Raw genomic sequence first — 23,959 nt, 5'->3', positions numbered from 1 at the left:
ACTAAGCCGTTACTTAGGCACTGCCACCTTGTGGAATAGACGATACAACACTGGCACAACAACTAATGTCAGTATGGTCGCAAAACCTAAACCAAACATGATCGTTACCGCCATTGGTTTGAAGAAAATATCCGGTAGCAGCGGAATCAACCCCAAAATAGTAGTAATCGCTGCCATACATACTGGACGGACACGGCTTACTGCCGCATCAACAACCGCGTCGTACGCTTCTTTACCCGATTTCATCTCAATCTCAATCTGATCAAGCAGTACGATACCGTTTTTCAGTACCATCCCTGACAAGCTCAAAAATCCAAGGAGCGCCATAAACCCAAACGGTGTATTCAAGGCAAGTAGACCAGTTGTAACACCGATTAATGCCAGAGGCACCGTCAGCCAAACAATCAGCGGCTCTTTGATTGAGTTAAACAAGAAGATAGTGATCAAGAACATGAACAAGTAGCCCATTGGCATCGTTGTGAACAATGACGCCTTCGCATCGCCTGATGACTCGTACTCACCACCCCACTCTAGTGAGTAACCTGGTGGCATTTCGATTGCTTCAATCTGAGTCTGTAAACGTTTTTGCAAGGTCGCCGCAGTCTCTTGACCCAAAATATCTGGATCTGCCATAACCGTCAGCATACGTTTGCGGTTCTTACGCACAATGATTGGATCCTCCCAACGCATGTCGTAGCCCATGGTTACTTGTTGTAGTGGAATAAACTCACTCTGAGCAGGGCTCCAAATTTTCATCCCCTCAATGTTACGGATGTCAATGCGTTCATCTTCAGGAAGACGAGCGACGATTGGCATCAGCGTTGTACCATCACGATATAGACCAACGTTCATACCAGAGAATGACATCGACAAGAAATCGTCTACATCTGATTTGGTGATACCGTAACGACGAGCTTGGCTCTCATTGAATTTAGGCTCTAGTACTTGCGTACGTTCACGCCAGTCATGACGAATGTTCGTTGCACCCGGATCCGCGTACATTATGTCCATAACTTGAGCGGCAAGAGTGCGAAGTACGGTAGGATCTGAACCGATGATACGAGCTTCAATTTTCGCGCCGCCACCAGGACCCAATTCAATTTGCTTCAGCTTATAATTGATCTCTGGATAGTTCGCTTTTATATGCGCTCTGAATCGCTCCATCAATGGCGCTAACGCTTCGTAGTTATCCATTCGTGTGGTAATTTCACCGTACGCGGCATAGCTCTTTTCTGGAGCATACGTCAGCATAAAACGTTGCAGGCCCTTACCGGCTGTCGTCGTAATATGATCGACATGGTCCTGTTTTGCTAACCAGCCCTCTAACTCTTTTAGTTTTGCATTAGTAGCACGAATATCCGTCCCTTCTGGTAACCAAACATCTACCTGGAAGATAGGTGTGGTTGATGATGGGAAGAATGCTTGTTTCACAAAGGTAAAGCCATAAATACTTGCAGCAAGACCTGCAACCAAAACAATGACTGTTAGCCAAGCTCGGCGCATACAAAACTCAAGGAAGTTCTTGTACATAACAAAGATAATGCCGTTGTAAGGGTCATTATCTTCGCCCTCCCCACTCTTTATTTTCTGACCTTTAAAAAAGATATCAGCAAAAAATGGGGTTAATGATATCGCCGTAAACCAACTCAGCATTAAAGAAACGAGCAGTACCGTAAATAAGGTCCCACAGTACTCACCCGTTGAGTCTTCAGACAAACCAATCGGAGCAAAGGCGGTCACTGCGATAACCGTAGCACCCAACAAAGGCCATTTGGTCTGGGTTACGATATCAGTGGCTGCCTGTAGCCTCGTTCGCCCTTTCTGGGTACCAATCAGTATCCCTTCCACCACCACGATGGCGTTATCCACCAGCATACCCAGTGCGATAACCAAAGCACCGAGAGAAATACGCTGCAAGTCGATGGCTAGGTACTTCATGAAAATAAAGGTACCCAGAACCGTTAATAACAAGATCAAACCAATTAGTAGACCAGATCTAAGCCCCATAAAGAACAGTAATACGATGATTACGATACCAACCGCTTGCGCTAAGCTGACAACGAACCCGCTCACTGATTTGTCTACTTCTTTCGGCTGACTGTATATCTCAGAGATTTCAACACCAACAGGTTGTTGATATTTCAGCTCAGCAAGGCGGCGGTCAAATGATTTTCCGACTTCAACCACGTTAACGCCTTGCGCAAACGACACACCAACGTTCAGAGCTAAGTTACCGTTAAAGTTGATGATATTCGTTGGCACATCAACATACCCACGCTTGATATCTGCTACGTCTTTCAAAAAGATCAAGCCTTGCGCACCAGACTCGGTTAGCAACAAATCCCCTAACTCATCAACACTTTGAAACTCACCTGTTGGTTGGATACGAATATATTCGTTACCAATTCGGATTGCACCCGCATCCGAAACCACGTTCTGCGTAGACAATAGATTGAAGACTGTATTTGGTGACAAGCCGAGACTGCTTAATTTCTTCATCGAAATCTCAATGAATACTTGCTCTTGCTGCTGCCCTGACACTGAGACTTTACTAACACCATCAACTAATTCGAGCTCACGCCTTAAATAGTCAACGTAATCGAGTAGCTCTTTGTAGCTGTAACCATCACCAGTTACCGCAAGCAAGATCCCGTAAACATCACCAAAGTCATCAATGACCGAAGGATCGTTTACGCCCGGAGGCAAAGACCCCTTCAAATCATTCACTTTACGACGTAATTCATCCCAAATCTGAGGTAAGTCATCTGGACCGTAGTTATTCTTCATTGTCACAGTGATTTGCGACAGACCACGACTGGAAATCGAGTTAACCTCATCCACATAGGTTAGCTGCTGAATGGCCTTTTCGAGCGGGTACGTTACTTCCTCTTCCACTTGTTGAGGCGTCGCTCCTGGGTACGACGTAACAACCATTGCATCTTTGATGGTAAAAGCAGGGTCTTCAAGACGGCCTAAACCAAAGAATGCAGCGGTACCACCAATCAAAAAGATCAATGAAACCATCCAACTGATTACACGGTTACGGATAAAATACGCTGCAATACCCGTTACATTATCATCGTCTTGAGGCGCACTATTATTTTGCTCACTCATTGCGTTGCCTCCTGCTTGATTACTTCCACTTTAATGCCATCTCTCAATCGAGATAAACCGGCCACAACCACTTTGTCATCAAGCTCTAAACCGTCAAGGATCTGGACCGACGTTTGTGAGGCTTTGCCCGCTCGTACCTTTTGGCGACTGACGGTATTATCGTCGTTCAATACCCATACAAATTTGTTTTCTCGGCTTAACTCATCACCATCAGCATTGAAAATTGCTTCAATCGGCACGTTGATACCAACATTGAGTTCCAAACCAACATTTTTGTCTTTAGATGTCACATCCACAGCCATACCATCAAGAATGTACTCATCTTCAGGCATCGGCAAAGAAAGCGTAACCGTGAACGTACCCGTATTAGGATCAGGTTCTGTGGTAAATTCTTTGATTCTTGCTTCATATTCATTACCACTCGGTACACGAACAACTGCATTAATCGTAGTCAACCGCTCTTCTGTTGGTGGCTGACTCACATACAATCGATCCGGAAGCTGAATTAAGACTTCAACTCGCTCCACTGAGTGAATGTTTACGATGTACTGACCTACCTTGATGTTTTCAAATTGATCGACATTAACTCGCGAGATGATGCCATCAACTGGGGCTTTTAGTGTGGTGAAAGACAAACGCAGTTTTGCCAGTTCTAACTCTGCAAGTGCAATTTGTCGTTGCGCTGCAATTTCATCAAATTGAGATTTCGCCAATAATCCCTTCTTCACCAAAGGCGCGGAACGACGATATTGGCTATCAACCACGGAAAAGCGAGCCGAGGCGTTATCAACATCCAATTGGTAGTCAGTTGGATCCAACTTCGCGATCACATCTCCTTTGACGACCCTGTCACCTTCTTTGACTAAGACACGGCTCACCTCTCCTGCAACACGAAAACTCAAGTGAGAACGATCGGCAGCGTTAGCGATAGCAGGGAAGTACAGGTTATCATCCACTTTCATTCCTTCTAATGAAGCAACACGGACGCGCGGTGTTTCAACCTCTCTCTCTGGGCCCTTGTCACCACATCCCGCTAACAACATGGCGGAACAGAGAGCCGTTAAAGCTAAGATTCCTTTCATATTACAATCCTCGCTCCTTAACCCACTCGCGAACCTTGATCCCTGACTCAATCACGTTCACACCAGAGATGATGATTTGATCTCCATCATCCAAGCCTTCTTCAATTTGCTGCTTTTCGTTCAACGTGACTGAGACTTTCTCAACAATACCTTGTTCATTCACACGCCAAACGCAAGTTTTGCCATCTTCAGTAAACAAAGCTGAATCAGGAATCTTGGTCACACCAGCATTTTCAGAGACTAAATGAACGTTACCGGACATACCCGGTAAGATACCCACACCTTCTGGGCGATCCATGACCATCGTCACCTTGTAGCTGCCGGTTTTAGGATCGGCTTCGGTATCAATTTCTTGGAAAGTGAGTTCAAAAGAACGCTCAGGAAACGCATCAAAAGTCATCGTCGCGAAGGCATTGGCACCTTGAGTGAACTTACTCAACAGGTGATCAGGCAATAAGAACAGCACTTTCATCACTTGGTTAGTTTGAATGTTCATGACGCCTTCTTTAGCGGCCACGAACTCATGGTTTTCGGCTGGCAGATAGGAAATCGTGCCATCGTAAGGCGCAACAAGTTTTGTGTATCTTAGGTTTGCTTTGGCTTGGTCCCACTGTGCTTTTGCGGAATTATGATTGGCTTTTGCCGCATCGAAGTCTTGTTCAGATACCACCTGCTCTTTGCGAAGCTTTTTCGAACGTTCGTATTGAACGTCGGCTAAGGTGTAATTAGCACGGGCTTGTTTTTCGAGGAGTGAATACTCGTCAGGGTTGAGTACCGCGAGCACGTCGCCTTTTTTAACCATTTGTCCGGCATTCACTTCTATCGATTGAAGTAAGCCAGGCACTCGGAATGCGAGTACTGCTCGGTCGCCGGCTTCTGTGGTGGCAGGAAAATGTCTTTCAAACTGGGCATTGCCTACAGAGACCGTGAAGAGTTTTGCGGGCCGTGATTCGGGTTCAGGGACAGGAGGCAGTTCTTTCCCACATCCAGATAGAACCGTCATGACCGCTAAGGGAATGAGCGCTTTTCTCATGTGAATTCATCCATTTAACATCCATTCTATTTAAGGTAGATGAATTTATGGTGTTCTTCTAGAGCAGGAAGGAAAAAATTTCTTAAAAAATAGTAATTTGAGATAAAAATAAAGCAGACCTGAGTCTGCTTTATCAATAAATTAGGAACTGATTACTAGAGCTTATTAAACTCTCTGTTTACGCGGTAAGTATCAGATGTGACATACGCCTCCATACCGCGAATTTTGCTATCAAGGCGGCTGAAGTCGCTTTCTAGCACACTCAACAACTGGTCTGGGCTTTGACCTTTCTGCCACGGTTTACTCTTCAGCGTATGTTCTTGGCGTGACTTAATGTTTTCTGTGTAAGTCACAGGCTGCTTTTCCAACATAAAGGTCATCGCGACATATGCTAGCAATACTAGAAAGGTACCACCTAGTAATGCCGCTGAAATCACAATGATACGAATTAACCAAACTTCCGCACCAAAGTAGTTTGCCACTCCGGCACACACGCCGGAGATTTTTCCATTTACAGGGTCACGATACAGTTCTCGTTTATTCATATTTACGTCTCCACGTTGGGGATTCTGCGTCCAAGATACGCTCCAATGTTTCAACTCGAGACTGCATCGACTCCGCTTTTTCAGACAGTACCTGAAGACGCTCTAGATCTTGGCTCGACAGTGCACTATCTGCTTTGCGTTTGCTGCGATAGTGTAAGAAGAGCCATAGTGGAGCGACAAAGATTAAAAAGACAATCAATGGTCCAGTAATAAAAAATGTCGACATAAATGGCTCCTTTCTTATTTATCGTTCGATGACATCTGTTCTTTCAGTTTTGCCAACTCTTTTTCAATTTCATCTTGTGCTTGTAGCTCTGCAAACTCTTGGTCTAAAGATTTTGCGTTGCCAGTTTTCGCGTACAGATCCGCTTCCGCTTCCATTTCGTCAATCTTACGAGAGTACTGCTCGAACTTTGCCATCGCCTCGTTTGTACGACCTGCGTGAAGCTGTTTTTGTACATCGCGACGGTTAGATGCGGTTTGATTACGAATCGCTAACGCTTGTTGCTTTGCTCGTGTCTCAGTGATCTTGGCTTCTAACTTGCCAATTTCACCTGTCAATTTTTCGATGGTCTCTTCTACCAACGTCTGTTCAGTGTGAAGACCTTTAATCACTTGCTCAAGTTTTTGCTTCTCAATTAGTGCAGCACGTGCTAAATCTTCGCGCTCTTTCACTAAAGCAAGGCTTGCCTTTTGGCTCCATTCATTAATTTGGTCTTCTAGTGCTTCCACTTTACGAGCCAACTCTTTTTTGTCTGCAATTGCTTTAGCCGAGTTAGTACGTACTTCTACGAGTGTGTCTTCCATTTCTTGAATGATAAGACGGATCATTTTTTCAGGATCTTCCGCCTTGTCTAGCAATGCACTGATGTTTGAGTTAACGATATCTGCAAAACGAGAAAAAATACCCATAACGGAACTCCTCTTTTTTTTCCTATTTAAACTCGACAAGGCGTTAATTTACCTTGCGTCTCCCTTTACATATAACAAGTTGCGTGCCAACTTTAATTAACCTTAATAAACAATAAGTTAAGCACATTGTTGTTGTGGCGCACCGATATGCTATGATGTTTTTTACCAATAGTTGGTAAATTTCACCAACTTCAATACGGTAACTTATGGCCAGATAGAAAATAAGAAGGACTTTATGAAGCAAAACCTCATTGGTGAATCGCCCGCTTTTCTCGCAGTACTAGATAAAGTATCACAACTTGCGCCAATCGAACGCCCTGTACTCATTATTGGTGAGCGAGGCACGGGTAAAGAACTCATCGCGCAACGTTTACACTATTTATCAAAGCGTTGGGACAAACCACTGCTTTCTTTAAACTGTGCGACCCTAAGCGAAGGTTTAATTGATTCCGAGCTATTTGGCCATGAATCCGGTTCATTTACTGGCTCTAAAGGCAAACACAAAGGACGTTTTGAGCGTGCTGAAGGCGGCACTCTGTTTCTAGACGAGTTAGCAACTGCCCCTTTGTTGGTTCAAGAGAAACTGTTACGTGTGATCGAATATGGCGAATATGAGCGTGTTGGTGGGCATACTGCACTCACTGCCGATGTGCGTCTAGTGTGTGCGACCAATGCCGATTTACCGAAACTAGCCGAACAAGGCGATTTTCGAGCGGATCTACTCGACAGATTGGCGTTTGATGTCATCATGCTTCCGCCGCTGAGAGAACGAAAAGAAGACATTCTTTCTCTTGCAGAGCATTACGCCATTAAAATGTGTCGTGAATTACAATTGGAATACTTTGTGGGTTTCACGGAAGAAGCGCAACAGTCGCTGCTCGATTACGAATGGCCGGGTAACGTCCGTGAGCTAAAGAACGTTATAGAAAGAGCGATCTATCGCCACGGTTTGAATGCTGACCCTATCGAGCATCTTACCTTTAACCCATTTGAAACTGGTTGGGATAACTCGCTTGGTCATACCGCAGTTCAAGAAGAAGCCGAAACAACTGAAACCAATCAAACCTCTGTAATTCGGTTCCCTCTGGACTATAAACAGTGGCAAGAAGAGCAAGATATTGAACTGCTCAACCGTGCACTGGAAGAAGCGAAATTTAACCAACGCCAAGCAGCAGAGTTATTGGGATTAAGCTACCACCAACTTAGAGGTATGGTCAGAAAATACAGTTTAGTCGGCCAAGGATAAATTTCACCAGCCCTCTCACTCTAGAAATGGCTCACTATACTGAAGGAAAACAAGCTGTTTTACATCAATAGTGGGCAATTTGAGAGGCAAAGAAGGTCAACAACCAGACAATGATACGGTAATTTGATCTAACACCCCGTGACTCAAAGATTTTATGTTTGGAGCGAGTTGGTAAAGATGATAAATTAGCGGGATCATTTTCGCTTGTTATACCTAATGCAAAATGCAGAGGGAACAAGCAAAGTCCAATGACCATTTCATATTATGAAAGCTTTTATAAGACTATCGCTGAGCCTTCTTGGTATTAGCTTACTCACCGCATGTGGTGACGAAATCGATCACAATGAGATTCGTGAGAATGGATTTGTGTTTTGTGGGCAAGGTAAGCCAACAACATTTAACCCTCAGCTCATTGACAGTGGTATCACTGCTGAAGCTTTAAGTCCTCAGCTTTACGATACACTGCTTACGCTCGATCCAAAATCTCATCAACCCGTTGCAAGCATTGCAGAAAGTTGGTCTGTAAACGAAGCGGGAACTGAATACACGTTTAATCTTAAGCGCGGTGTTCAATTCCAGAGTACTGATTGGTTCACACCGACTCGGGCATTAAATGCGCAAGATGTCGTATTTAGCTTTAAGCGAATCATTGATGTAAACCATCCGTTTCACGACGTTGGTGGTGGTTTTTATCCATGGTTTGCGGGCTTAGATTTCCAAAACCTTGTCAAAGATGTGATAGCTCTCGATGACTACACAGTTAAATTTGTTCTTACTCAACCTAACTTTGCATTCCTAGCGAATATCGCTACTAGTCATGCGGTACTTTTATCTGCCGAGTATGGTCAGCAGCTTGCTGCAAAAGATGAAAAAGCACAAATTGACTTTTTGCCTATCGGCAGTGGTCCGTACCAACTTAAAGAGTACCAAGTTAACGATCTTATTCGGCTAGAGCGTCACCCTAGATACTGGAAGTCACCAGCGAAGATGGAACAAGTCGTATTTGATATCTCGCATCGTGGGACAGGTACTCTCGCCAAGCTATTAAGAAATGAATGTGATGTTTTGGCATCGCCAATTTCTAGCCAGATTCCGATCATTCAAGAAACAGAGCACCTTGAGTTAACCGCAACGCCAGCGAACAACGTTTCTTTTATCGCAATCAACACCAGTCATTCTGCACTTAGTGATCCTCGAGTTCGCCAAGCATTAAACCTAGCGATCAATCGACAAAATATTCTGGATTCTGTTTACTACGGTACGGGTACTCAAGCCTATACCCTACTTCCTCCGAACTCGTGGGCTTATCAAAAAGACAGCGTAAAAATACGTTATGACCGAAATTATGCTTTGGCATTGCTACGCGATGCTGGGTTTAAGAAAGGGCTTAAGCTGACTATGTGGGTTCCATTAGAGCCTCGTGCATTTAATCCAAGCCCAAGAAAGACTGCAGAATTAATTCAAGCAAACTTTGCCGATATTGGTGTTGAATTGAAGTTATTGACCGATGATCGTTTTGAACGAACGCAACTTGAAACCATCGATAATGTCGACTTGTTGCTCACAGGCTGGATTGGTGACACTGGTGATCCGGATAACTTCTTCAGGCCTCTACTTTCTTGTGATTCAGAACGTGTCGGTTTGAACGTATCAATGTGGTGTAACGATGATTTTGACTTCTTGCTGGACTTAGCACTAGAAACACAACAACCACGTTACCGCCTGAACTTGTACCGTCAAGCGCAGAACATTTTGAACGAGGAGTTTCCGGTTATTCCGCTGGCTCATGGCGTTCAATTCCGTGTCCACGATAAATCGCTGAAAGGCTTTAGATCGAGCCCTTTCAATTCACAACCTTTTGATAAAGTTGAGAGAATTCATTAATGTTTTGGTATGCCGTAAGACGCCTTAATCTCTTTGTCATCACTTTGATGATTCTCACTTTAGTGGGCTTTTCTCTGCTACGCCTAGATCCAACCTCACACTGGGCAAACGTTGAGTTTTGGTCAGGCTGGCAAAGCTACTTAGTCGAGCTGTCTCAACTCAATTTTGGTATTAGCAAAAATGGTAACCCCATCTACGATGAACTGGCGGTGGTATTCCCTGCAACGCTAGAGCTGTGCTTTTTCGCTTTCGTGGTATCGCTACTGATTGGTATTCCACTCGGTACCATTGCAGGTATGAAACAAGGTAAATGGCTCGATACCAGTATCTCGTTTGTTGCCATGTCTGGTTACTCAGCACCGATCTTCTGGGTCGCACTGATGTTGATCATGATGTTTTCGTTGCAGTATCACGTCTTTCCTGTCGCAGGGCGTTACGATTTACTCTACGAAATTGATCATGTTACGGGCTTCGCCATTATTGATGCCTTTATGGCAAAAGGTGAGTACCGAGCGCACGTACTGCAAAGTGTAATCGAACACATGATCTTGCCATGTTTGGTATTAGCACTTGCACCTACCACTCAAGTCATCGGCTTAATGCGTTCTTCAGTAGCGGAAGTCATGAGCCAAAACTATATCCGTGCTGCGCGAATCAAAGGTTTATCCAACCGTGAAATTGTCACTCAGCATGTACTTCGCAACGCAATTCCACCAATCATCCCAAAAGTTGGCGTTCAGCTATCCAGTATGATCACTTTGGCGATCATTACAGAGTCTATCTTCAACTGGCCGGGGATAGGTCGCTGGTTATTGGATGCACTTGCAAATCAAGATTATGCATCAATTCAAGCGGGCGTTATGGTTCTCGCAACTCTGGTTCTGACCGCGAATATACTATCAGACTTGATCGGAGCGATGATCAACCCTCTAGTGAGAAAGGAATGGTATGCTAACAAATAACGTTTATCAGGAAGAGCGTATTCCGACTCAGTTTGAGCGCTTCTGGCGTAGTTATCGTGCAAATAGTCTCGCAATGTTTGGCCTATGGTGCTTAGTATTCATCGTATTGGTAACCATTTTTGCGCCCTTACTAGCTCCGTATGATCCACAAGCACAATCAGGTGAATTACTCGTTCCACCATCTTGGGCACCAGCGGGAACGGTAGATTACTTCTTAGGTACGGATGACTTGGGCCGCGACATTCTTTCGCGCCTGATTATCGGCTCGCAGTTAACGTTTGGTGCTGCTGTCGCTGTCACTGCTATCGCAGCTCTTATCGGCTGCTTTATCGGTGTTTTGGCAGGCATGACTAAAGGCCTTCTTTCAAGCACGTTGAATCACCTACTCGACACGGTGATGTCGATTCCATCGCTACTGCTTGCGATTATCTTTGTAGCTTTCTTGGGCTTTGGTGAGTTCAATATCCTTCTCGCAATCTGCTTAGCTTTGATTCCGCGTTTTATTCGCTCGGTGTACATTGCAGTGCATACCGAAGTTGAAAAAGATTACATCATGGCCGCACGTCTAGATGGCGCTAATGATTTCTACCTTCTGTGGAACTCAATTTTGCCAAACGTTCTAACGGTTATTGCTGCAGAAATCACACTGGCGCTGTCTGTAGCGATTCTAGATATCACGGCACTAGGTTTCCTAGGCTTAGGTGCTCAAGCACCAAGTACTGAATGGGGTGCAATTCTGGGCGACTCCGTTGAGCTGATTTACATCGCACCATGGACCGTGACGCTACCAGGTCTCACCATTATGTTTACCGTGGTTGTTCTAAACTTAGTGGGTGAAGGTGTACGCCAAGCGCTCAATGCAGGGATCGAATAATGCCGTTATTAGATATTCGACATTTAACCATTGAAATTGAAACACCATCGGGGTTGGTGAAAGCCGTCGACCGCATGAGCATCACCTTAAATGAAGGTGAAATTCGTGGTTTGGTAGGTGAATCAGGCTCGGGTAAGAGTCTGGTTGCAAAAGCGATTGTAGGCGTTTGTAAGGACAACTGGAAAGTCACTGCGGACCGAATGCGCCTTGGTAATATTGACTTGCTTCAATTGACACCGAAAGAACGCCGACGAGTGATAGCTCGCGATATCGCGATGATATTCCAAGAGCCTTCAACTTGTTTGGACCCTTCAGAAGAAGTGGGACGTCAGCTGATCGAGTCGATCCCATCTCGCTCTTTCGAAGGTAAATGGTGGGAGCGCTTTAAATGGCGTAAAAAGCAAGCTATTGCCCTACTCCACAAAGTAGGTATTAAAGACCACAAACGTTTAATGGGTAGCTACCCATACGAGCTAACCGATGGTGAATGTCAAAAAGTCATGATCGCAATGGCAATCGCTACTAAGCCGAAGATCTTAATTGCCGATGAGCCAACTAACGACCTTGACCCAATTACGCAATCACAAATCTTGCGTTTGTTGAGCCGTATGAATCAGCTCAACAACACCACGATTGTATTGATCGGACACGATTTGACGACCATTACACAATGGGCAAACCGCATTACCGTAATGTACTGTGGTCAGTCGGTGGAATCAGCGGATACAGATAAACTCATCGAAGCACCTAAACATCCATATACGGCAGCGTTGCTGAAAGCGATGCCAGACTTTAATGACTGGATACCGCATAAACAGAAACTGCAATCTCTGCCAGGTTCTATCCCTCCTTTGCAACATTTGCCGATTGGCTGTCGCTTAGGTCCTCGTTGTCCCTACGCCCAGAGACAGTGTGTGGAAATACCACATACTAAACGTATAAAGAACCATAAATTTAGCTGTCATTTCCCACTGAATACGGAGAAAAATTCATGAGTGCGTTGCTTGAAGTCGATAACCTATCGAAACAGTTCGTCACGCGCTCAGGTCTGTTTAAACGTACAGTCAAAGAGGCAGTGAAACCGGTAAGCTTCAGTTTAGAACCGGGGCAAACCATCGGTTTTATCGGACAAAACGGCTCAGGAAAATCTACCCTAGCACGCATGCTTGCAGGCGTGATTGAACCGACCTCCGGTGAGATTCGTGTAAACGGAGAACGCCTTGAACATAAGGATTACTCAACGCGTTGTAAGCTGATTCGCATGATTTTTCAGGACCCAAACACGTCTTTGAATCCACGTATTCAAATAGGCCGTATTTTGGAGGGGCCACTAAAGCGTAATACTAACATGCCGCCAGATGCACGTATGAAACGTGTGAAAGACACCTTGTTGCGTGTAGGCTTGTTACCAGAGCATGCTTACTTCTACCCTCAAATGCTCGCAGCGGGTCAGAAACAACGTGTATGTCTTGCTCGTGCTTTGATACTTCAGCCGTCGATCATCGTTGCCGATGAAGCGTTAAACGGTCTCGATATGGCAATGCGCTCTCAGATCATCAACCTCTTCTTGGAGCTTCAAGAAGAAATGGGCTTGTCGTTCGTGTATGTATCTCAACATATCGGCATCGTGAAACACATTACCGACAAAGTGATGGTGATGCATGAAGGCGAAGTAGTGGAATTTGGTGATACAAACCAAATCCTAACCAATCCAGAGCATGCGATTACCCAACGACTGGTTGAGAGTCATTTTTACAAAGCGCCAAGCCACTAAAAATTGAGCGAGTAGTAAGTCTCTAGTATTCACTTCCTCAAAAAACCTTTCTCTAAAAACAACAAAGCCTGCATCAACGCAGGCTTTTTAGTCTCTGAATTTCAGAACGCAATTGATAATGCTTAACGACGGCTCGCTTGTTTGCGCAGTTCGAAATCGAACTCATCTGGAAACAGCACCACACCTTCTTCATTCTGGTTTGGGAAAACCACAACAGACAACTCATCATCTTCTAGACCTGAAGTCCAACGGCTGTGCCATTTATTCAAAGAGATAGCTTCTGGCTCGCACTCTTCCCAGTCGCCTGTCGCCCATTGCTGTGCAAACTCTTCGTTTGGCCACACTGGTACACAATCGTCGTCTTCTGTGTTTAGCATCACGCAGCCGTGTTCGTCTTTCAGGATCCACACCTTGCGGTTTGCAACGATTTCCTTCACACAGTATTTCAATCGCTGCTCTTCGTTGTAGCGATTGATGGTGTCCATTTGCTCTTGGGTTAATGCTTCAGACATGTTCGTCTCCTATTCCCATAGAAAAATGCCCACCTAATGGCGGGCATTTACAGTATACGTTGGTAATAATGAAATTACACAAGCTCAGTTTGAAGCCAAGGCCAGCCTTGCTTCTTACGGCTTAGTGTGTTTTCCATCATTAGCATGCCGTCTTTCTCGTGCTTAACAAGCTTCTCAGCCCACTCACCTTTGTAAAGAAGACGAGTTTGAGCTGTAGTGATGTCTGTTAGCATAACAGCAGCGAATGCTAGGCTGTCGTTTGCACAACGCGCTTCTAGATCCGCTTCTAGAGCTTCGATCATGCCGTCAACTTGCTCTAGAGTCGCAAGTTCAACCTGACCTACTACTACATCACGACCGTTGAATGGGTAACCTTTAAGGTCTTTTTCAACAAGTTCAGCAGCAGATAGACCTTCGATGTTTGTTTTAGCAATTAGAAGATCTTTAGTGAATGCGTCTACGTCTTGCACGTCTGCGATAGCCGCTAGTTCAGCAACAGCATCTTTGTCTTTTTGAGTACAAGTTGGAGAAGCAAAACCTACTGTGTCAGATAGGATAGCTGACATCATTAGCTTAGCGATTTGAGGCTTGATCTCGTGACCTTCAATCTTGAACATGTTGAATAGTACTGTGTTAGTACAGCCAACAGGCCAGATCCATGCTTCCATTGGGTTCACTGTCATCACGTCACCTAGACGGTGGTGGTCAACGATACCTGCGATTTCAGCTTCTGCGATGTCGTCTGGTGCTTGCGCTAGATCTGAGTAGTCTACTAGCCAAACTGTTTCGCCAGCTACTGAAGTACGTAGCTCAGGAACTTCTGCGCCAGCTACTTCTAGGATGTGCTGAGTTTCACGGTTAATTTCGCCCTGGCGAATTGGCATTGCTTCTGCGCCACGCGCCTTTAGAAGTTCAGTTGCAACTAGTGCACTACAAATACTGTCACTGTCTGGGTTCTTATGACCTACAACTAGAATCATGTCTCTTCCTATTCAAGTCAATTTGATGGCTTCCTAATAGGGTGAATTGCATAACGAATTACACCGAGGAAGCGGGTTTGCTCACAAAGGCGCTTACTTTACCTGATTTGGGGCAGATTGACACGAAGAAAAGTTGTTACCGGCTATTGCGAATAATTCTCACTTTCATATAATGAGAATCATTACCATTTGCATTTGAGCTAATTATGAACGCGACCAAGATTTTTAATTCGGCACATCAGTTGCTGCAACCCACTCAATTTCGCCTTGCTTATAAGCGACTATTGCTTCCTGTTGCACTGCTGGCCCTATTAGCAAGCGACGCAACGAGAGAAGTCACCGTTGCAACCCTATCTGATTCATTCTGGGCGGTCTCTTGTTATGTGGCAGCAACACTAGCGATTTACCACTACCTGTCGAATTTCATGTCGAAGACCAACCGATTGACGGCGCTTTATCATCGTTCTCGCAGTCATCAAGTGTTCTTTGCAGCACTCCTTGGTGCACTTCCGGGCTGTGGTGGTGCAATCGTCGTAACAACCCAGTTCATTAGTGGGCGTGTGGGATTTGGGGCGATTGTGGCCGTACTTACCTCGACCATGGGCGATGCAGCTTTCTTGTTGCTAGCAGCGAAACCAGCTACTGGTTTTGGTGTTATCGCCTTAGGTATTGTGGTTGGTACTCTATCCGGATGGATAGTGAACGCTTTTCATGCAGATGATTTCCTCCGCCCAAAGGAGAAAGAACAATCACCTCAAGCACAGTGCTGCAACAGCCACGGCGACACACATACCCCCATGGAGCAGCGCGCGATTAACTTGCAAGGTGCGTTTTGGAAATGGTTGCTTGTGCCTGTCACTATCGTTGCAGTACTTGGTTCTTTTCAAGTCGACATTAACCAAATGCTTGGATTGAAAGACAATACCATGGAGTGGTTAGGGGCGACGTTTGCGGTGATAAGTATGTTCCTGTGGGCAATGACCAAGGAACTTGGCGACTACCAGTCGACCGTATCGGAAGATGACAAAATCATAGACTCTCACCCAATTCAAAAAGCCGCGCAGGATACTAACTTTGTTAGCGCATGGGTGATTTTGGCTTTCCTCGCTTTTGAGCTCACTACGTACTTTTCAGGTCTGGATTTAGGTACGACTTTCTCTGGTTGGGGGATTTGGATGCCACTCATTGGCCTTGCGATTGGCATGCTACCAGGCTGTGGACCACAAATCCTCGTTACCAGTCTTTACATTTCTGGTGCCGTACCTTTGTCAGCACAATTATCGAATGCAATCTCAAATGATGGTGATGCGCTATTCCCCGCTATTGCAATGGCACCAAAAGCAGCGTTAGTTGCGACTGTCTACTCGGCAATCCCTGCGTTAATTGTCGGCTACGGATACTTCTTCCTATTCGAATATTAATAATCTAATGCAAATGGATATAAAAAGAGCCTCAATCGAGGCTCTTTTACTTTTTCAACTTAAGCAGATTATGCGGTCACAATCGCTTTAGCATTCAAGCCTTTATCCAAACTAACTAGCAATAACTGACAAGGCTCTTGGTTAAGCTTCTCCCCCGTCCAGTAATCGTACCAATCGGTAGGCTGGTCTGCAGTTAGCGTAAACTCTGTCGCTTCATCGCTCGCGTAGTTGAACAAACAGTGCAAATCGTTTTTAGATGTTAGTGGTAGGAAAGCATGGTTCAAACCGAGCGCGGTAAACTTAGCAGATTCCTGATTGCGACGCTGGCGCAGCATCAACTTTGCTAGCGTCTTACTCGCAAATGACGTGATTTCTGGTAAAGGGTCACCAGATAGCAGTAAACCGCCACACGCGAGTAGAGCATTACGATGGAATTGATAATCTTCTCGCGAAGCCGCTTGGTTTGGTAACGAAGTAAACGTCGCGCAATCTGGATCGATTTGCCACAGCTTACGATGCTGCCAACTGCGGAAAAAGGTCTCTTTCGCGATTTGTTCAAAGCGATGGCTATGGCGCTCTACATCGTCAGAGACACGCATTGCATCAACTAAGCCCAAAGAAGGCCACATTGGTGCGTTACAGCCTAAAAGCCACGCATCTCCAGCCCCTTTAGCGATTGCCTCCATGCCCATGCGGTAGGCTTCTACACCAGTAACTCCCGATTGGCTTCGCTTACCTTTTAACGTGCCCCAATAGTTTGCGTCTAGTTTGAATAGCTCGACGCCCCACTCTTGACGCATGACTGAAACAACGTGGGTTAAATGATCTTGTACTTCTGGATTGGAGGTATCGAGAATATACCAAGGTGTGCAGCGCCATCCGCCATAAGTTACCTCTTCGGCTTTCAATAAGCTGCCGTCATTGTGGCGAACAAACCAATCTGGATGATTTTTAAAAATTTCAGACTCTGGCTGTGCAATGAATGGCGCCATCCAAATCGCTGGTTTTTTACCTTTCGCGCGAATGTTATGAATCAGCTCTTTCACCCCACCAGAGAATTTGTCTGATGGCGTTAACCAATCGCCCATAAATGCCTGGTAACCATCATCTAGCAGCACCCATTCAAGTTCAGACAAACTATCTTGCATGCATTCAACGTTGTCCAAAATGTTATTTTCAGTGACATCGGCGTAGTAGGCATACCAAGAACACCAACCAATTGGGGCATCTTGCACAACACCATTACGGACAGGATGATGCTCAGCAATCATTTCGCTGTACTCTTTGTAAAGTTCAGACAATGAACTTCCTCGTAGTACCGCAACCGATTCAAGATTGTTGTGCTCCCAGTCTGATACTTGGGTGTGCTCGCCATCAATGGCCGCTGATAGAACCCAGCGCTCATCATGCTGTTGCACTTCAAAATAGCCGGCAAAGCGATGACAAGAGGTGAAACCAAACAAGCTGTAGCCTGCAGAATCTTCAATAACTAAATAGTTGTAATAACGTTTAGGTGCGTTTTCCGGATAAATTCTGTAAGAGCTATTGTTGTCAGGACAACGCCCTACTTCGACAGGTTGAGAAATCGTGCCAGAGGTTTGCGCAAGCATTTGAAAACCGTCACCAATGACTGTTGCACCATGCTCATACATAAATGGCATTTCGAATAACACTTCACGTTCGGTGAAAGTTTTATTGTGAAGTCCAGCAAACGAAAAGTGGGCCTGATTGCCAACAATCTCAAACTGCAGATCATTGTTACTTACCGAGATTTCGGTGTGATTGGCCAATTGAATGGTCTGTGCCATAGAGTCTCTACTCACTTGATCTTTATTATGTCATTTCCCCCATTATCCTTCGCTTCATTCTCCCAATTCGTTACCAAGCTCACGAAACCGAATCCCATTCACTTTCATCTAATTAGTATTGAGAGAATGCTCACTGAAATTTTGGTTAAAAAAATACCAGCCCGAAGGCTGGCATTTCATTTAAAGTTTAGCGCTCTGATTAAGCTACTTCGATTGGACCACCGAATGAAGTAACTGGTGGAACTTTACCAGTGAACTTCTCGAAGTCTACGATACATGTGTTCGCAGAAGTCGCCTGTGCTAGCTCAGAAGAGCCGATGTCTTGAGTTAGTGTGTTAGGGTCACCGTAAGTACAGATTGCACCTACTTTCTCGTTTAGAGGACCGTACCACGCACCTTCTTCAATACGAATAACACCACGTGGGTAGCTGTCAGTAAGTACAGCACCAGCAAGAAGCTGACCACGGTCGTTAAATACGCGTACCAAGTCACCGTCTTTGATGCCTTTCGCTTTTGCATCAACTGGGTTGATGTATACAGGCTCACGACCTTGAACAGCGTAAGTTGCACGGAAGTCTTCAGATTCACACATCTGAGAGTGCAGACGCTTATCTGGGTGGCAAGACTGTAGCCAGTACGGGTGTTTGTCAGAGCCAGGACCACCGTGTGAACGTTCTGATTTCTCGAACCACATTGGGTGTTCTTGACAGTGTTCGTAACCGTAACGACCGATCTTACGAGAAGTGATCTCGATGAAGCCAGAAGGCGTACCCAGTGGGTTGATTTCTGGATCTTGACGGAAGTCAGCGTGACGAACCCAAGGCTTACCTTGACCGAAGTCTAGTACGCTCTTCTCCCAGAACTCATCGAATTCTGGCATTTCGAACTTACCGTCGTTCGCTTTCTTACAATCGTTGTACAGGCTGCGGATCCATTCCATCTCGCTCATGCCACGAGTGTACTCGTCGCGACGACCAAAGCGTTGAGTCAGTTCGCTCATGATTTGGAAGTCTGGCTTAGATTGGAACAATGGGTCCACTAGACGATGCATAGCAATCAGACCTTTGTTCGAGTAAGAACCGTACACGTCGATGTCGTTACGTTCCCACTGAGTACATGCTGGAAGCACGATATCAGAGAAACGACACGTTGCAGTCCAAGCGAACTCAACCGTTACTACTGTTTGTAGCTTCTGGAACGCTTGCTTCATGCGGTTACGATCTTGGTGGTGGTGCCATGGGTTACAACCCGAGATCACCATCATCTTGAAGTCCGGAAGCTTAACTTTACCACCGTTGTAGTTGATCTCTTTGCCTGGTTCTAGCAGACAGTCGATCCAACGTGCAACAGGGATAGTACGGCTGTAACCGTTAAAGTCGTTGTTATCCCACTTCGGCTTCATACCAGTATCTAGGTTACGAGGGAAACCACCAGGGCCCGCGAAACCAGTTGAAGGTACACCGATACTTGAGTAGTGGTGACCGTAAGAGATACCACCGCCAGGTAGACCGATTTGACCAACCATTGCTGCAACTACTGCTGCTGCCCAGTATGGTTGCTCACCGTGCTCTTGACGTTGGATACACCAACCCATAAGGATCTGTGTACGACCGTTCACCAGCATGCGTGCGAATTCACGAATCTTGTCCGCTTTCACGCCACAGATAGGTGCTGCCCACTCAGGTGTCTTAACAACTTTATCTTTCGTTTCACCTTGAACGTACTTGATGAAGTCTTCGAAACCTAGACAGTAAGTTTCAATAAACTTCTTGTCGTATAGGTCTTCGTTGTACAGCACGTGCGCTACAGCAAGCATGAATGCTACGTCTGTTAGCGGGTTGATGTACAGGTGGTCGTTCTCTAGGTAACGTTGAGTCTTGTTCTTAACTGGGTCTACAGAAAGAACATTGATCTCGCCTTTCGCTACTTTTTCTTTCAACTGCGCTAGGTAGTTGAATGATTCGTGCGTTTCACAGTTCCAACCTACTTGTAGGTTTTTCACTGGGTCGTTTGCCCAAAGAACGATGTTGTCTGAGTTCTCTAGAATTTCTGACCAAGACGTACCTTGTGCATAAACTTCTGTTGAACCAAGTACGTAAGGCATGATGGTTTGACCAGCACCAGTAGAGTAGTCACCTACTTTAGTGATGAAGTTACCGTGCATACCTACAGCACGTTGCATGTGTGCTGTACAGTTGTTGAACGCACCAGTTTGGTTCCAACCAGTTTGACCTGCGTGTAGAGCCCATGGACCGTATTCTTTCTGAACACGTTCTAGCTCGCGGTAGAACAGGTCTAGAGCTTCATCCCAAGTTACACGGATGAAACGGTTGTTACCGCGCGTTTCAGCACTGTATTTGTGCTTCTTCAGCCAATCTAGACGAACCATTGGGTAACGAACACGTGATGGGCTGTAGATGATGCCCTTGATGCCGTTCAACATTTCTGTTGGGTTCTGGTCTAGTTCTAGCGGTTTGATCTCTTGAACTTTACCCGCGTAGATGTGGGCGCGGAACGCGCCCCAGTGTGAACCTGTTACTTTCCAAGTACCAGTAGTCTCAGCTGCGTTTACAGATGCTGAAGCCAATAAGCTTGGACCGATAACTGACGCTGCACTTGTGGTTGCTACACCTTTAAGAAAACTTCTTCGTGTAATAGCCATTTAATTTACTCCAATCCGACGCTTATTAGTGGTGACCTTCAGCATAATCTGAAGAGTGCTTCTGTAGGTACTTCAAGATCAGTGCTTCACTGTCTGTATCTAGGTTAACGAACGCTAGCATACCGTCGAACATACCTGGCCATGTGTTCGCATCGAAGTGCGCTTCAGCAGGTTGTGTGTGACATACAGAACAGTTAGTTTTGTAAGCTTCTTTCGATTTTTCCCATACAGGGTTGATATCGTTCAGCATAGATTCTTTCTTGATCCATACCTTCGCAGCGACTTTCTCCCAAGGAAGACCAGTTAGCTCATCAACTTTCTTCTCACCAGCAGTCACAACGTTAGCGTCTGTTGATGCTTCTTTTAGTAGTGATGCTACTGCAATGTTCTTACCGAAGTCTTCTTGAATTACACGACCGAAGCCTTTCGCTTTACGCCAGCCATCGATTTCGATTTCAACGTAGTCGCCTTTATCTTCAAGTACTTTAACAGTCGATGCTGGGTTTAGAAGACCAGCTTCTTTAGCACCTTTGTCGTCGAAGTAGATTGGTAGGTGACGAACACTTACAAGTTGTTGACCAACACCGTAGTCAGTGTTTGAAGTCATACCTTCAAGGTCACCAACGATACCGCCAATGCTGTCCATACCAGCTGGTAGGTTGTGCGCGATACCTTTGTGACAGTCAACACAGCTCTGATCTTTTTCAGCAGCTTGTTTCATTTGGATACGAGCGGTTGGAGACATTTGCTCAAAGTCCATAGACTCGTAGTTATGACAGTTTTTACACTCTAGAGATTTGTTCGCAGAGAAACGATCCCATTCGTGTTTAGCAAGTTCGATACGACGCTCTTCGAAAACACCCGGTTCGTCGTAGTTGCCAAATACCTGTGCAAATACTTCTTTAGATGCTTGCATCTTGCGAGCGATCTTATCAGTCCAGTTGTGTGGAACGTGACAGTCTGGACAAGTAGCACGAACACCAGAGTGGTTTTTCCAGTGAACTGTGTCTTGCAGTTCAACGTACACGTTGTCACGCATTGTGTGACAACTGATACAGAATTCTTCTGTGTTGGTAGCTTCTAGGGCTGTGTTAAAGCCACCCCAGAAAATAACACCAGCGATGAAACCGCCCATAGTCAGCACGCCAAGGCTGATATGAACTGCCGGGCGCGTCATCGTACGCCACAGTTTAATGATTAATGATTTCATTATTTGCTCTCTTAAAATCTTTTCAAAAGTGTGGTTATGAGCTCACCGGCTTACATGCCGTGCGCGCCTGGAGGACCAAAGAAGAACACTTGCAGTGCCCAAACAATAAATCCGTAGCCGCCTACGAAAGCCACACTCAGAATTGGGAAGAGAACAACTGCAATGAAGAGGAAAGACTTCCACTCCAGTGAGCGTTTTTCACCACTCTCAACTTTGTTAACATCACTCATACATTTGCCTATTTTGTATCTAGTGTTATGGAAAGCCTGTATTACCAAGCTTAAGTTTTTGTACAATCTCTATTGGAAAATGTTAGACCATACTATTAGTAAGGTTCAATTAAATCCGGCACTTCAACCCTTGTTATTCAATACTTTTTTGAGCTCATCCGGATATGTGTTTGATTGATATTCTTTATTAAAAAATATTAATAGATGTGTAAAAATAAGTCTTTTGTAAATTTGTTAATCATATAACATCAGCATAACTTTGTTTACAATTTTGCGGATTTTTTTGTGCTACAGAATTACTAATTTTCCGTCTAAATCCAGCATCTTGTGAAGTTTATGTTAATAAAAAACCACTACTTGAAGGTTATTTTCTCGAAGGAAGATTACGAAAAAGAAGAGTAACTTGATTCATAAAGCAAACGTACTCCGTTAAAATCACAATGTTGATTTATGGAGAGGATTTATGGAGCACGTTGTCGATATAAACTGGTTTGAATTAGCACTTTTCAGCCTAATTCTTTTAGTCCCACTCACAATCAACGCTAGGTACAAACTAGGCATTGCCACAGATACCGCAATGAGTGTCGCCCGCATGACCATTCAGTTGATTCTTGTCGGTGTATATCTGGAATACCTGTTTAATTTAAACAGTTTGCTGGTGAATCTTCTTTGGCTAGCAATCATGGTTATTGTTGGGGCGAGCTCTATTGTTGGTAAAGCAAACTTACCCAAAAAACCACTTATGCTGCCCCTAATCACCGGATTAGCATGTAGCTTACTCCCTATCCTTTCCGCTATTGTTTTCGGCTTGGTAAAACCCGAACCATTCTACAATGCACAATATATGATCCCTTTGGCAGGCATGCTGCTAGGCAACAGCTTGAGCAGCAACATCGTTGCCCTGCAGAACTTATTCACTGCTTTCGAACAAAGAAAATCTGAGTATGAAGCCGCTATATCTTTAGGTGCATCACCCAAATACGCCTCCTTCCCTTTTCTTCAGGAAGCGCTTCGTAAATCTCTGGCCCCAATTCTCGCCTCTATGGCAACGACTGGCTTGGTGACGCTTCCAGGAATGATGACTGGTCAAATCTTAGGTGGTGCTAGCCCAATGGTTGCGATCAAGTACCAGTTGGTCATCATGCTGGCGATTTTTGTCATGCTGAGTGTGTCTGTCGCGATCACTTTGGAGATGACCCTGAGCTGTGTACAAACCAAAGAAGGCCTCATAAAAGTGAAGTTTATCAACAAGGAAAAACCGTAAAACTGGTCACTTTGACATCACATAAGCATCTCATTTTATGAATTTTTCTCGATCCAAAAAGATACTCACGATCTTTGAGACAGGTTATCCACAGAAAATGTGGATAACCCACACAAACCCATAAGCAACAAGAAACATAGGTGCAACTTTAAGATCAATCTCTGCTCATCAATCAAACGTTCACGAGTTGGTCATAGAAGCGTCATCTACTCCTCCTAGAGTTCAGTTAACCGACGAAGGGAGAGAGCATCATGGATAGGTTGGCCACCCACGAAAAGATCGATGACTTAGTGTCAGAAGCAATAGTAGATTGGCTCACACAGGAGCCTGTAGAAATGACGTCCCATTGGATCCCAAATGAGTTTGGCATCAATGAAGAGCTCGTCTAACGGATCAGTGAAAACATTCAGATAAAAGAAAGGCAAGCCATAGGGCTTGCCTTTGTT

General features: G+C 45.0%; 21 protein-coding genes. 9 read left to right on the top strand and 12 right to left on the bottom strand.

Annotated elements, in window-relative coordinates:
- Positions 1–9 precede the first annotated feature (9 nt).
- The 6 genes from vmeI to pspA all read right to left on the bottom strand — a co-directional run bounded on the left by vmeI (position 10) and on the right by pspA (position 6,686).
- Positions 10–3,114 carry an efflux RND transporter permease subunit VmeI gene (gene vmeI / locus BSZ04_RS13880; protein WP_045388363.1) on the bottom strand — a complete coding sequence of 1,035 codons (3,105 nt, stop codon included), beginning with the start codon at positions 3,112–3,114 and terminating at the stop codon, positions 10–12.
- On the bottom strand, positions 3,111–4,196 hold the full coding sequence (locus BSZ04_RS13875; protein WP_088880592.1) for an efflux RND transporter periplasmic adaptor subunit: 1,086 nt from the start codon (positions 4,194–4,196) through the stop codon (positions 3,111–3,113). Before BSZ04_RS13875 ends, vmeI begins: the two co-directional genes overlap by 4 nt.
- A 1-nt stretch (position 4,197) precedes the next feature.
- Entirely contained in the window at positions 4,198–5,229 is a 1,032-nt protein-coding gene (locus tag BSZ04_RS13870) for an efflux RND transporter periplasmic adaptor subunit (RefSeq protein ID WP_088880591.1), read from the bottom strand.
- A 155-nt stretch (positions 5,230–5,384) separates the two neighbouring features.
- On the bottom strand, positions 5,385–5,774 hold the full coding sequence (gene pspC / locus BSZ04_RS13865; RefSeq protein WP_088880590.1) for an envelope stress response membrane protein PspC: 390 nt from the start codon (positions 5,772–5,774) through the stop codon (positions 5,385–5,387).
- Positions 5,767–6,000, bottom strand: a complete 234-nt coding sequence (pspB, locus tag BSZ04_RS13860; RefSeq protein WP_038884492.1) for an envelope stress response membrane protein PspB — start codon at positions 5,998–6,000, stop codon at positions 5,767–5,769. The genes pspC and pspB overlap by 8 nt, the downstream gene beginning before the upstream one ends.
- A 14-nt stretch (positions 6,001–6,014) precedes the next feature.
- The gene (gene pspA, locus BSZ04_RS13855) at positions 6,015–6,686 is read right to left on the bottom strand and encodes a phage shock protein PspA (protein WP_010449102.1); all 672 of its coding nucleotides are present in this window, start codon (positions 6,684–6,686) and stop codon (positions 6,015–6,017) included.
- A 235-nt stretch (positions 6,687–6,921) separates the two neighbouring features.
- Here pspA and pspF point away from each other — a divergent pair, with 235 nt between their 5' ends.
- The 6 genes from pspF (at position 6,922) to BSZ04_RS13825 (ending at position 13,426) form a co-directional block, all read left to right on the top strand.
- The gene (gene pspF / locus BSZ04_RS13850) at positions 6,922–7,932 is read left to right on the top strand and encodes a phage shock protein operon transcriptional activator (protein ID WP_038884493.1); all 1,011 of its coding nucleotides are present in this window, start codon (positions 6,922–6,924) and stop codon (positions 7,930–7,932) included.
- Positions 7,933–8,196: 264 nt separating this feature from the next.
- Positions 8,197–9,816: an ABC transporter substrate-binding protein SapA gene (gene sapA / locus BSZ04_RS13845; RefSeq protein ID WP_088880589.1), complete on the top strand. Its 1,620-nt coding sequence runs from the start codon at positions 8,197–8,199 to the stop codon at positions 9,814–9,816.
- On the top strand, positions 9,816–10,778 hold the full coding sequence (locus BSZ04_RS13840) for an ABC transporter permease (protein ID WP_088880588.1): 963 nt from the start codon (positions 9,816–9,818) through the stop codon (positions 10,776–10,778). The genes sapA and BSZ04_RS13840 overlap by 1 nt, the downstream gene beginning before the upstream one ends.
- The gene (sapC, locus tag BSZ04_RS13835; protein WP_010449109.1) at positions 10,765–11,652 is read left to right on the top strand and encodes a putrescine export ABC transporter permease SapC; all 888 of its coding nucleotides are present in this window, start codon (positions 10,765–10,767) and stop codon (positions 11,650–11,652) included. Before BSZ04_RS13840 ends, sapC begins: the two co-directional genes overlap by 14 nt.
- Positions 11,652–12,647 (top strand): peptide ABC transporter ATP-binding protein, encoded by a 996-nt coding sequence (locus BSZ04_RS13830; protein WP_010449111.1) that lies wholly within the window; start codon positions 11,652–11,654, stop codon positions 12,645–12,647. The genes sapC and BSZ04_RS13830 overlap by 1 nt, the downstream gene beginning before the upstream one ends.
- On the top strand, positions 12,644–13,426 hold the full coding sequence (locus BSZ04_RS13825) for a peptide ABC transporter ATP-binding protein (protein ID WP_010449113.1): 783 nt from the start codon (positions 12,644–12,646) through the stop codon (positions 13,424–13,426). The genes BSZ04_RS13830 and BSZ04_RS13825 overlap by 4 nt, the downstream gene beginning before the upstream one ends.
- Positions 13,427–13,548: 122 nt before the next feature.
- Here BSZ04_RS13825 and BSZ04_RS13820 read toward each other — a convergent pair whose 3' ends face one another.
- Positions 13,549–13,938, bottom strand: a complete 390-nt coding sequence (locus BSZ04_RS13820; RefSeq protein WP_005425781.1) for a DUF2750 domain-containing protein — start codon at positions 13,936–13,938, stop codon at positions 13,549–13,551.
- Positions 13,939–14,012: 74 nt separating this feature from the next.
- Positions 14,013–14,918, bottom strand: a complete 906-nt coding sequence (locus BSZ04_RS13815; RefSeq protein WP_088880587.1) for a manganese-dependent inorganic pyrophosphatase — start codon at positions 14,916–14,918, stop codon at positions 14,013–14,015.
- 206 nt (positions 14,919–15,124) lie between these two features.
- Between BSZ04_RS13815 and BSZ04_RS13810 the strand changes: the two genes are divergently transcribed.
- The gene (locus BSZ04_RS13810) at positions 15,125–16,339 is read left to right on the top strand and encodes a putative manganese transporter (protein ID WP_088880586.1); all 1,215 of its coding nucleotides are present in this window, start codon (positions 15,125–15,127) and stop codon (positions 16,337–16,339) included.
- A gap of 68 nt (positions 16,340–16,407) precedes the next feature.
- On the opposite strand, the gene BSZ04_RS13805 is transcribed toward BSZ04_RS13810, so the two are convergent.
- The 4 genes from BSZ04_RS13805 to torE form a co-directional block, all read right to left on the bottom strand.
- Positions 16,408–18,147 carry a glycoside hydrolase family 36 protein gene (locus BSZ04_RS13805; protein WP_088880585.1) on the bottom strand — a complete coding sequence of 580 codons (1,740 nt, stop codon included), beginning with the start codon at positions 18,145–18,147 and terminating at the stop codon, positions 16,408–16,410.
- 199 nt (positions 18,148–18,346) lie between these two features.
- Positions 18,347–20,809, bottom strand: a complete 2,463-nt coding sequence (gene torA / locus BSZ04_RS13800) for a trimethylamine-N-oxide reductase TorA (protein WP_088880584.1) — start codon at positions 20,807–20,809, stop codon at positions 18,347–18,349.
- Positions 20,810–20,834: 25 nt separating this feature from the next.
- A complete protein-coding gene (gene torC / locus BSZ04_RS13795) occupies positions 20,835–22,019 on the bottom strand; it encodes a pentaheme c-type cytochrome TorC (RefSeq protein WP_038884502.1) in 1,185 nt (394 codons plus the stop codon).
- Positions 22,020–22,069: 50 nt separating this feature from the next.
- On the bottom strand, positions 22,070–22,249 hold the full coding sequence (gene torE / locus BSZ04_RS13790; RefSeq protein ID WP_010449120.1) for a trimethylamine N-oxide reductase system protein TorE: 180 nt from the start codon (positions 22,247–22,249) through the stop codon (positions 22,070–22,072).
- Between the two features lie 463 nt (positions 22,250–22,712).
- Here torE and BSZ04_RS13785 point away from each other — a divergent pair, with 463 nt between their 5' ends.
- Positions 22,713–23,513, top strand: a complete 801-nt coding sequence (locus BSZ04_RS13785) for an ABC transporter permease (protein ID WP_071234713.1) — start codon at positions 22,713–22,715, stop codon at positions 23,511–23,513.
- Between the two features lie 251 nt (positions 23,514–23,764).
- The gene (locus BSZ04_RS25050; RefSeq protein WP_010449122.1) at positions 23,765–23,902 is read left to right on the top strand and encodes a hypothetical protein; all 138 of its coding nucleotides are present in this window, start codon (positions 23,765–23,767) and stop codon (positions 23,900–23,902) included.
- Positions 23,903–23,959: the final 57 nt, after the last annotated feature.

This window comes from Vibrio rotiferianus (assembly GCF_002214395.1).
Taxonomy (GTDB): Bacteria; Pseudomonadota; Gammaproteobacteria; order Enterobacterales; family Vibrionaceae; genus Vibrio; species Vibrio rotiferianus.
Note: the sequence above shows the minus strand (reverse complement) of the source record. Positions and strands in the feature narration are given on the sequence as shown.

Coding starts and splice junctions, on each gene's coding strand:
- BSZ04_RS13785 (WP_071234713.1), top strand. CDS start 22,713: ATGGAGCACGTTGTCGATATAAACTGGTTTGAATTAGCACTTTTCAGC.
- pspB (WP_038884492.1), bottom strand. CDS start 6,000: ATGTCGACATTTTTTATTACTGGACCATTGATTGTCTTTTTAATCTTT.
- torA (WP_088880584.1), bottom strand. CDS start 20,809: ATGGCTATTACACGAAGAAGTTTTCTTAAAGGTGTAGCAACCACAAGT.
- BSZ04_RS13815 (WP_088880587.1), bottom strand. CDS start 14,918: ATGATTCTAGTTGTAGGTCATAAGAACCCAGACAGTGACAGTATTTGT.
- BSZ04_RS13820 (WP_005425781.1), bottom strand. CDS start 13,938: ATGTCTGAAGCATTAACCCAAGAGCAAATGGACACCATCAATCGCTAC.
- pspF (WP_038884493.1), top strand. CDS start 6,922: ATGAAGCAAAACCTCATTGGTGAATCGCCCGCTTTTCTCGCAGTACTA.
- BSZ04_RS13810 (WP_088880586.1), top strand. CDS start 15,125: ATGAACGCGACCAAGATTTTTAATTCGGCACATCAGTTGCTGCAACCC.
- BSZ04_RS13875 (WP_088880592.1), bottom strand. CDS start 4,196: ATGAAAGGAATCTTAGCTTTAACGGCTCTCTGTTCCGCCATGTTGTTA.
- BSZ04_RS13840 (WP_088880588.1), top strand. CDS start 9,816: ATGTTTTGGTATGCCGTAAGACGCCTTAATCTCTTTGTCATCACTTTG.
- BSZ04_RS13830 (WP_010449111.1), top strand. CDS start 11,652: ATGCCGTTATTAGATATTCGACATTTAACCATTGAAATTGAAACACCA.
- vmeI (WP_045388363.1), bottom strand. CDS start 3,114: ATGAGTGAGCAAAATAATAGTGCGCCTCAAGACGATGATAATGTAACG.
- BSZ04_RS25050 (WP_010449122.1), top strand. CDS start 23,765: ATGGATAGGTTGGCCACCCACGAAAAGATCGATGACTTAGTGTCAGAA.
- torE (WP_010449120.1), bottom strand. CDS start 22,249: ATGAGTGATGTTAACAAAGTTGAGAGTGGTGAAAAACGCTCACTGGAG.
- sapA (WP_088880589.1), top strand. CDS start 8,197: ATGAAAGCTTTTATAAGACTATCGCTGAGCCTTCTTGGTATTAGCTTA.
- pspC (WP_088880590.1), bottom strand. CDS start 5,774: ATGAATAAACGAGAACTGTATCGTGACCCTGTAAATGGAAAAATCTCC.
- BSZ04_RS13870 (WP_088880591.1), bottom strand. CDS start 5,229: ATGAGAAAAGCGCTCATTCCCTTAGCGGTCATGACGGTTCTATCTGGA.
- torC (WP_038884502.1), bottom strand. CDS start 22,019: ATGAAATCATTAATCATTAAACTGTGGCGTACGATGACGCGCCCGGCA.
- sapC (WP_010449109.1), top strand. CDS start 10,765: ATGCTAACAAATAACGTTTATCAGGAAGAGCGTATTCCGACTCAGTTT.
- pspA (WP_010449102.1), bottom strand. CDS start 6,686: ATGGGTATTTTTTCTCGTTTTGCAGATATCGTTAACTCAAACATCAGT.
- BSZ04_RS13805 (WP_088880585.1), bottom strand. CDS start 18,147: ATGGCACAGACCATTCAATTGGCCAATCACACCGAAATCTCGGTAAGT.
- BSZ04_RS13825 (WP_010449113.1), top strand. CDS start 12,644: ATGAGTGCGTTGCTTGAAGTCGATAACCTATCGAAACAGTTCGTCACG.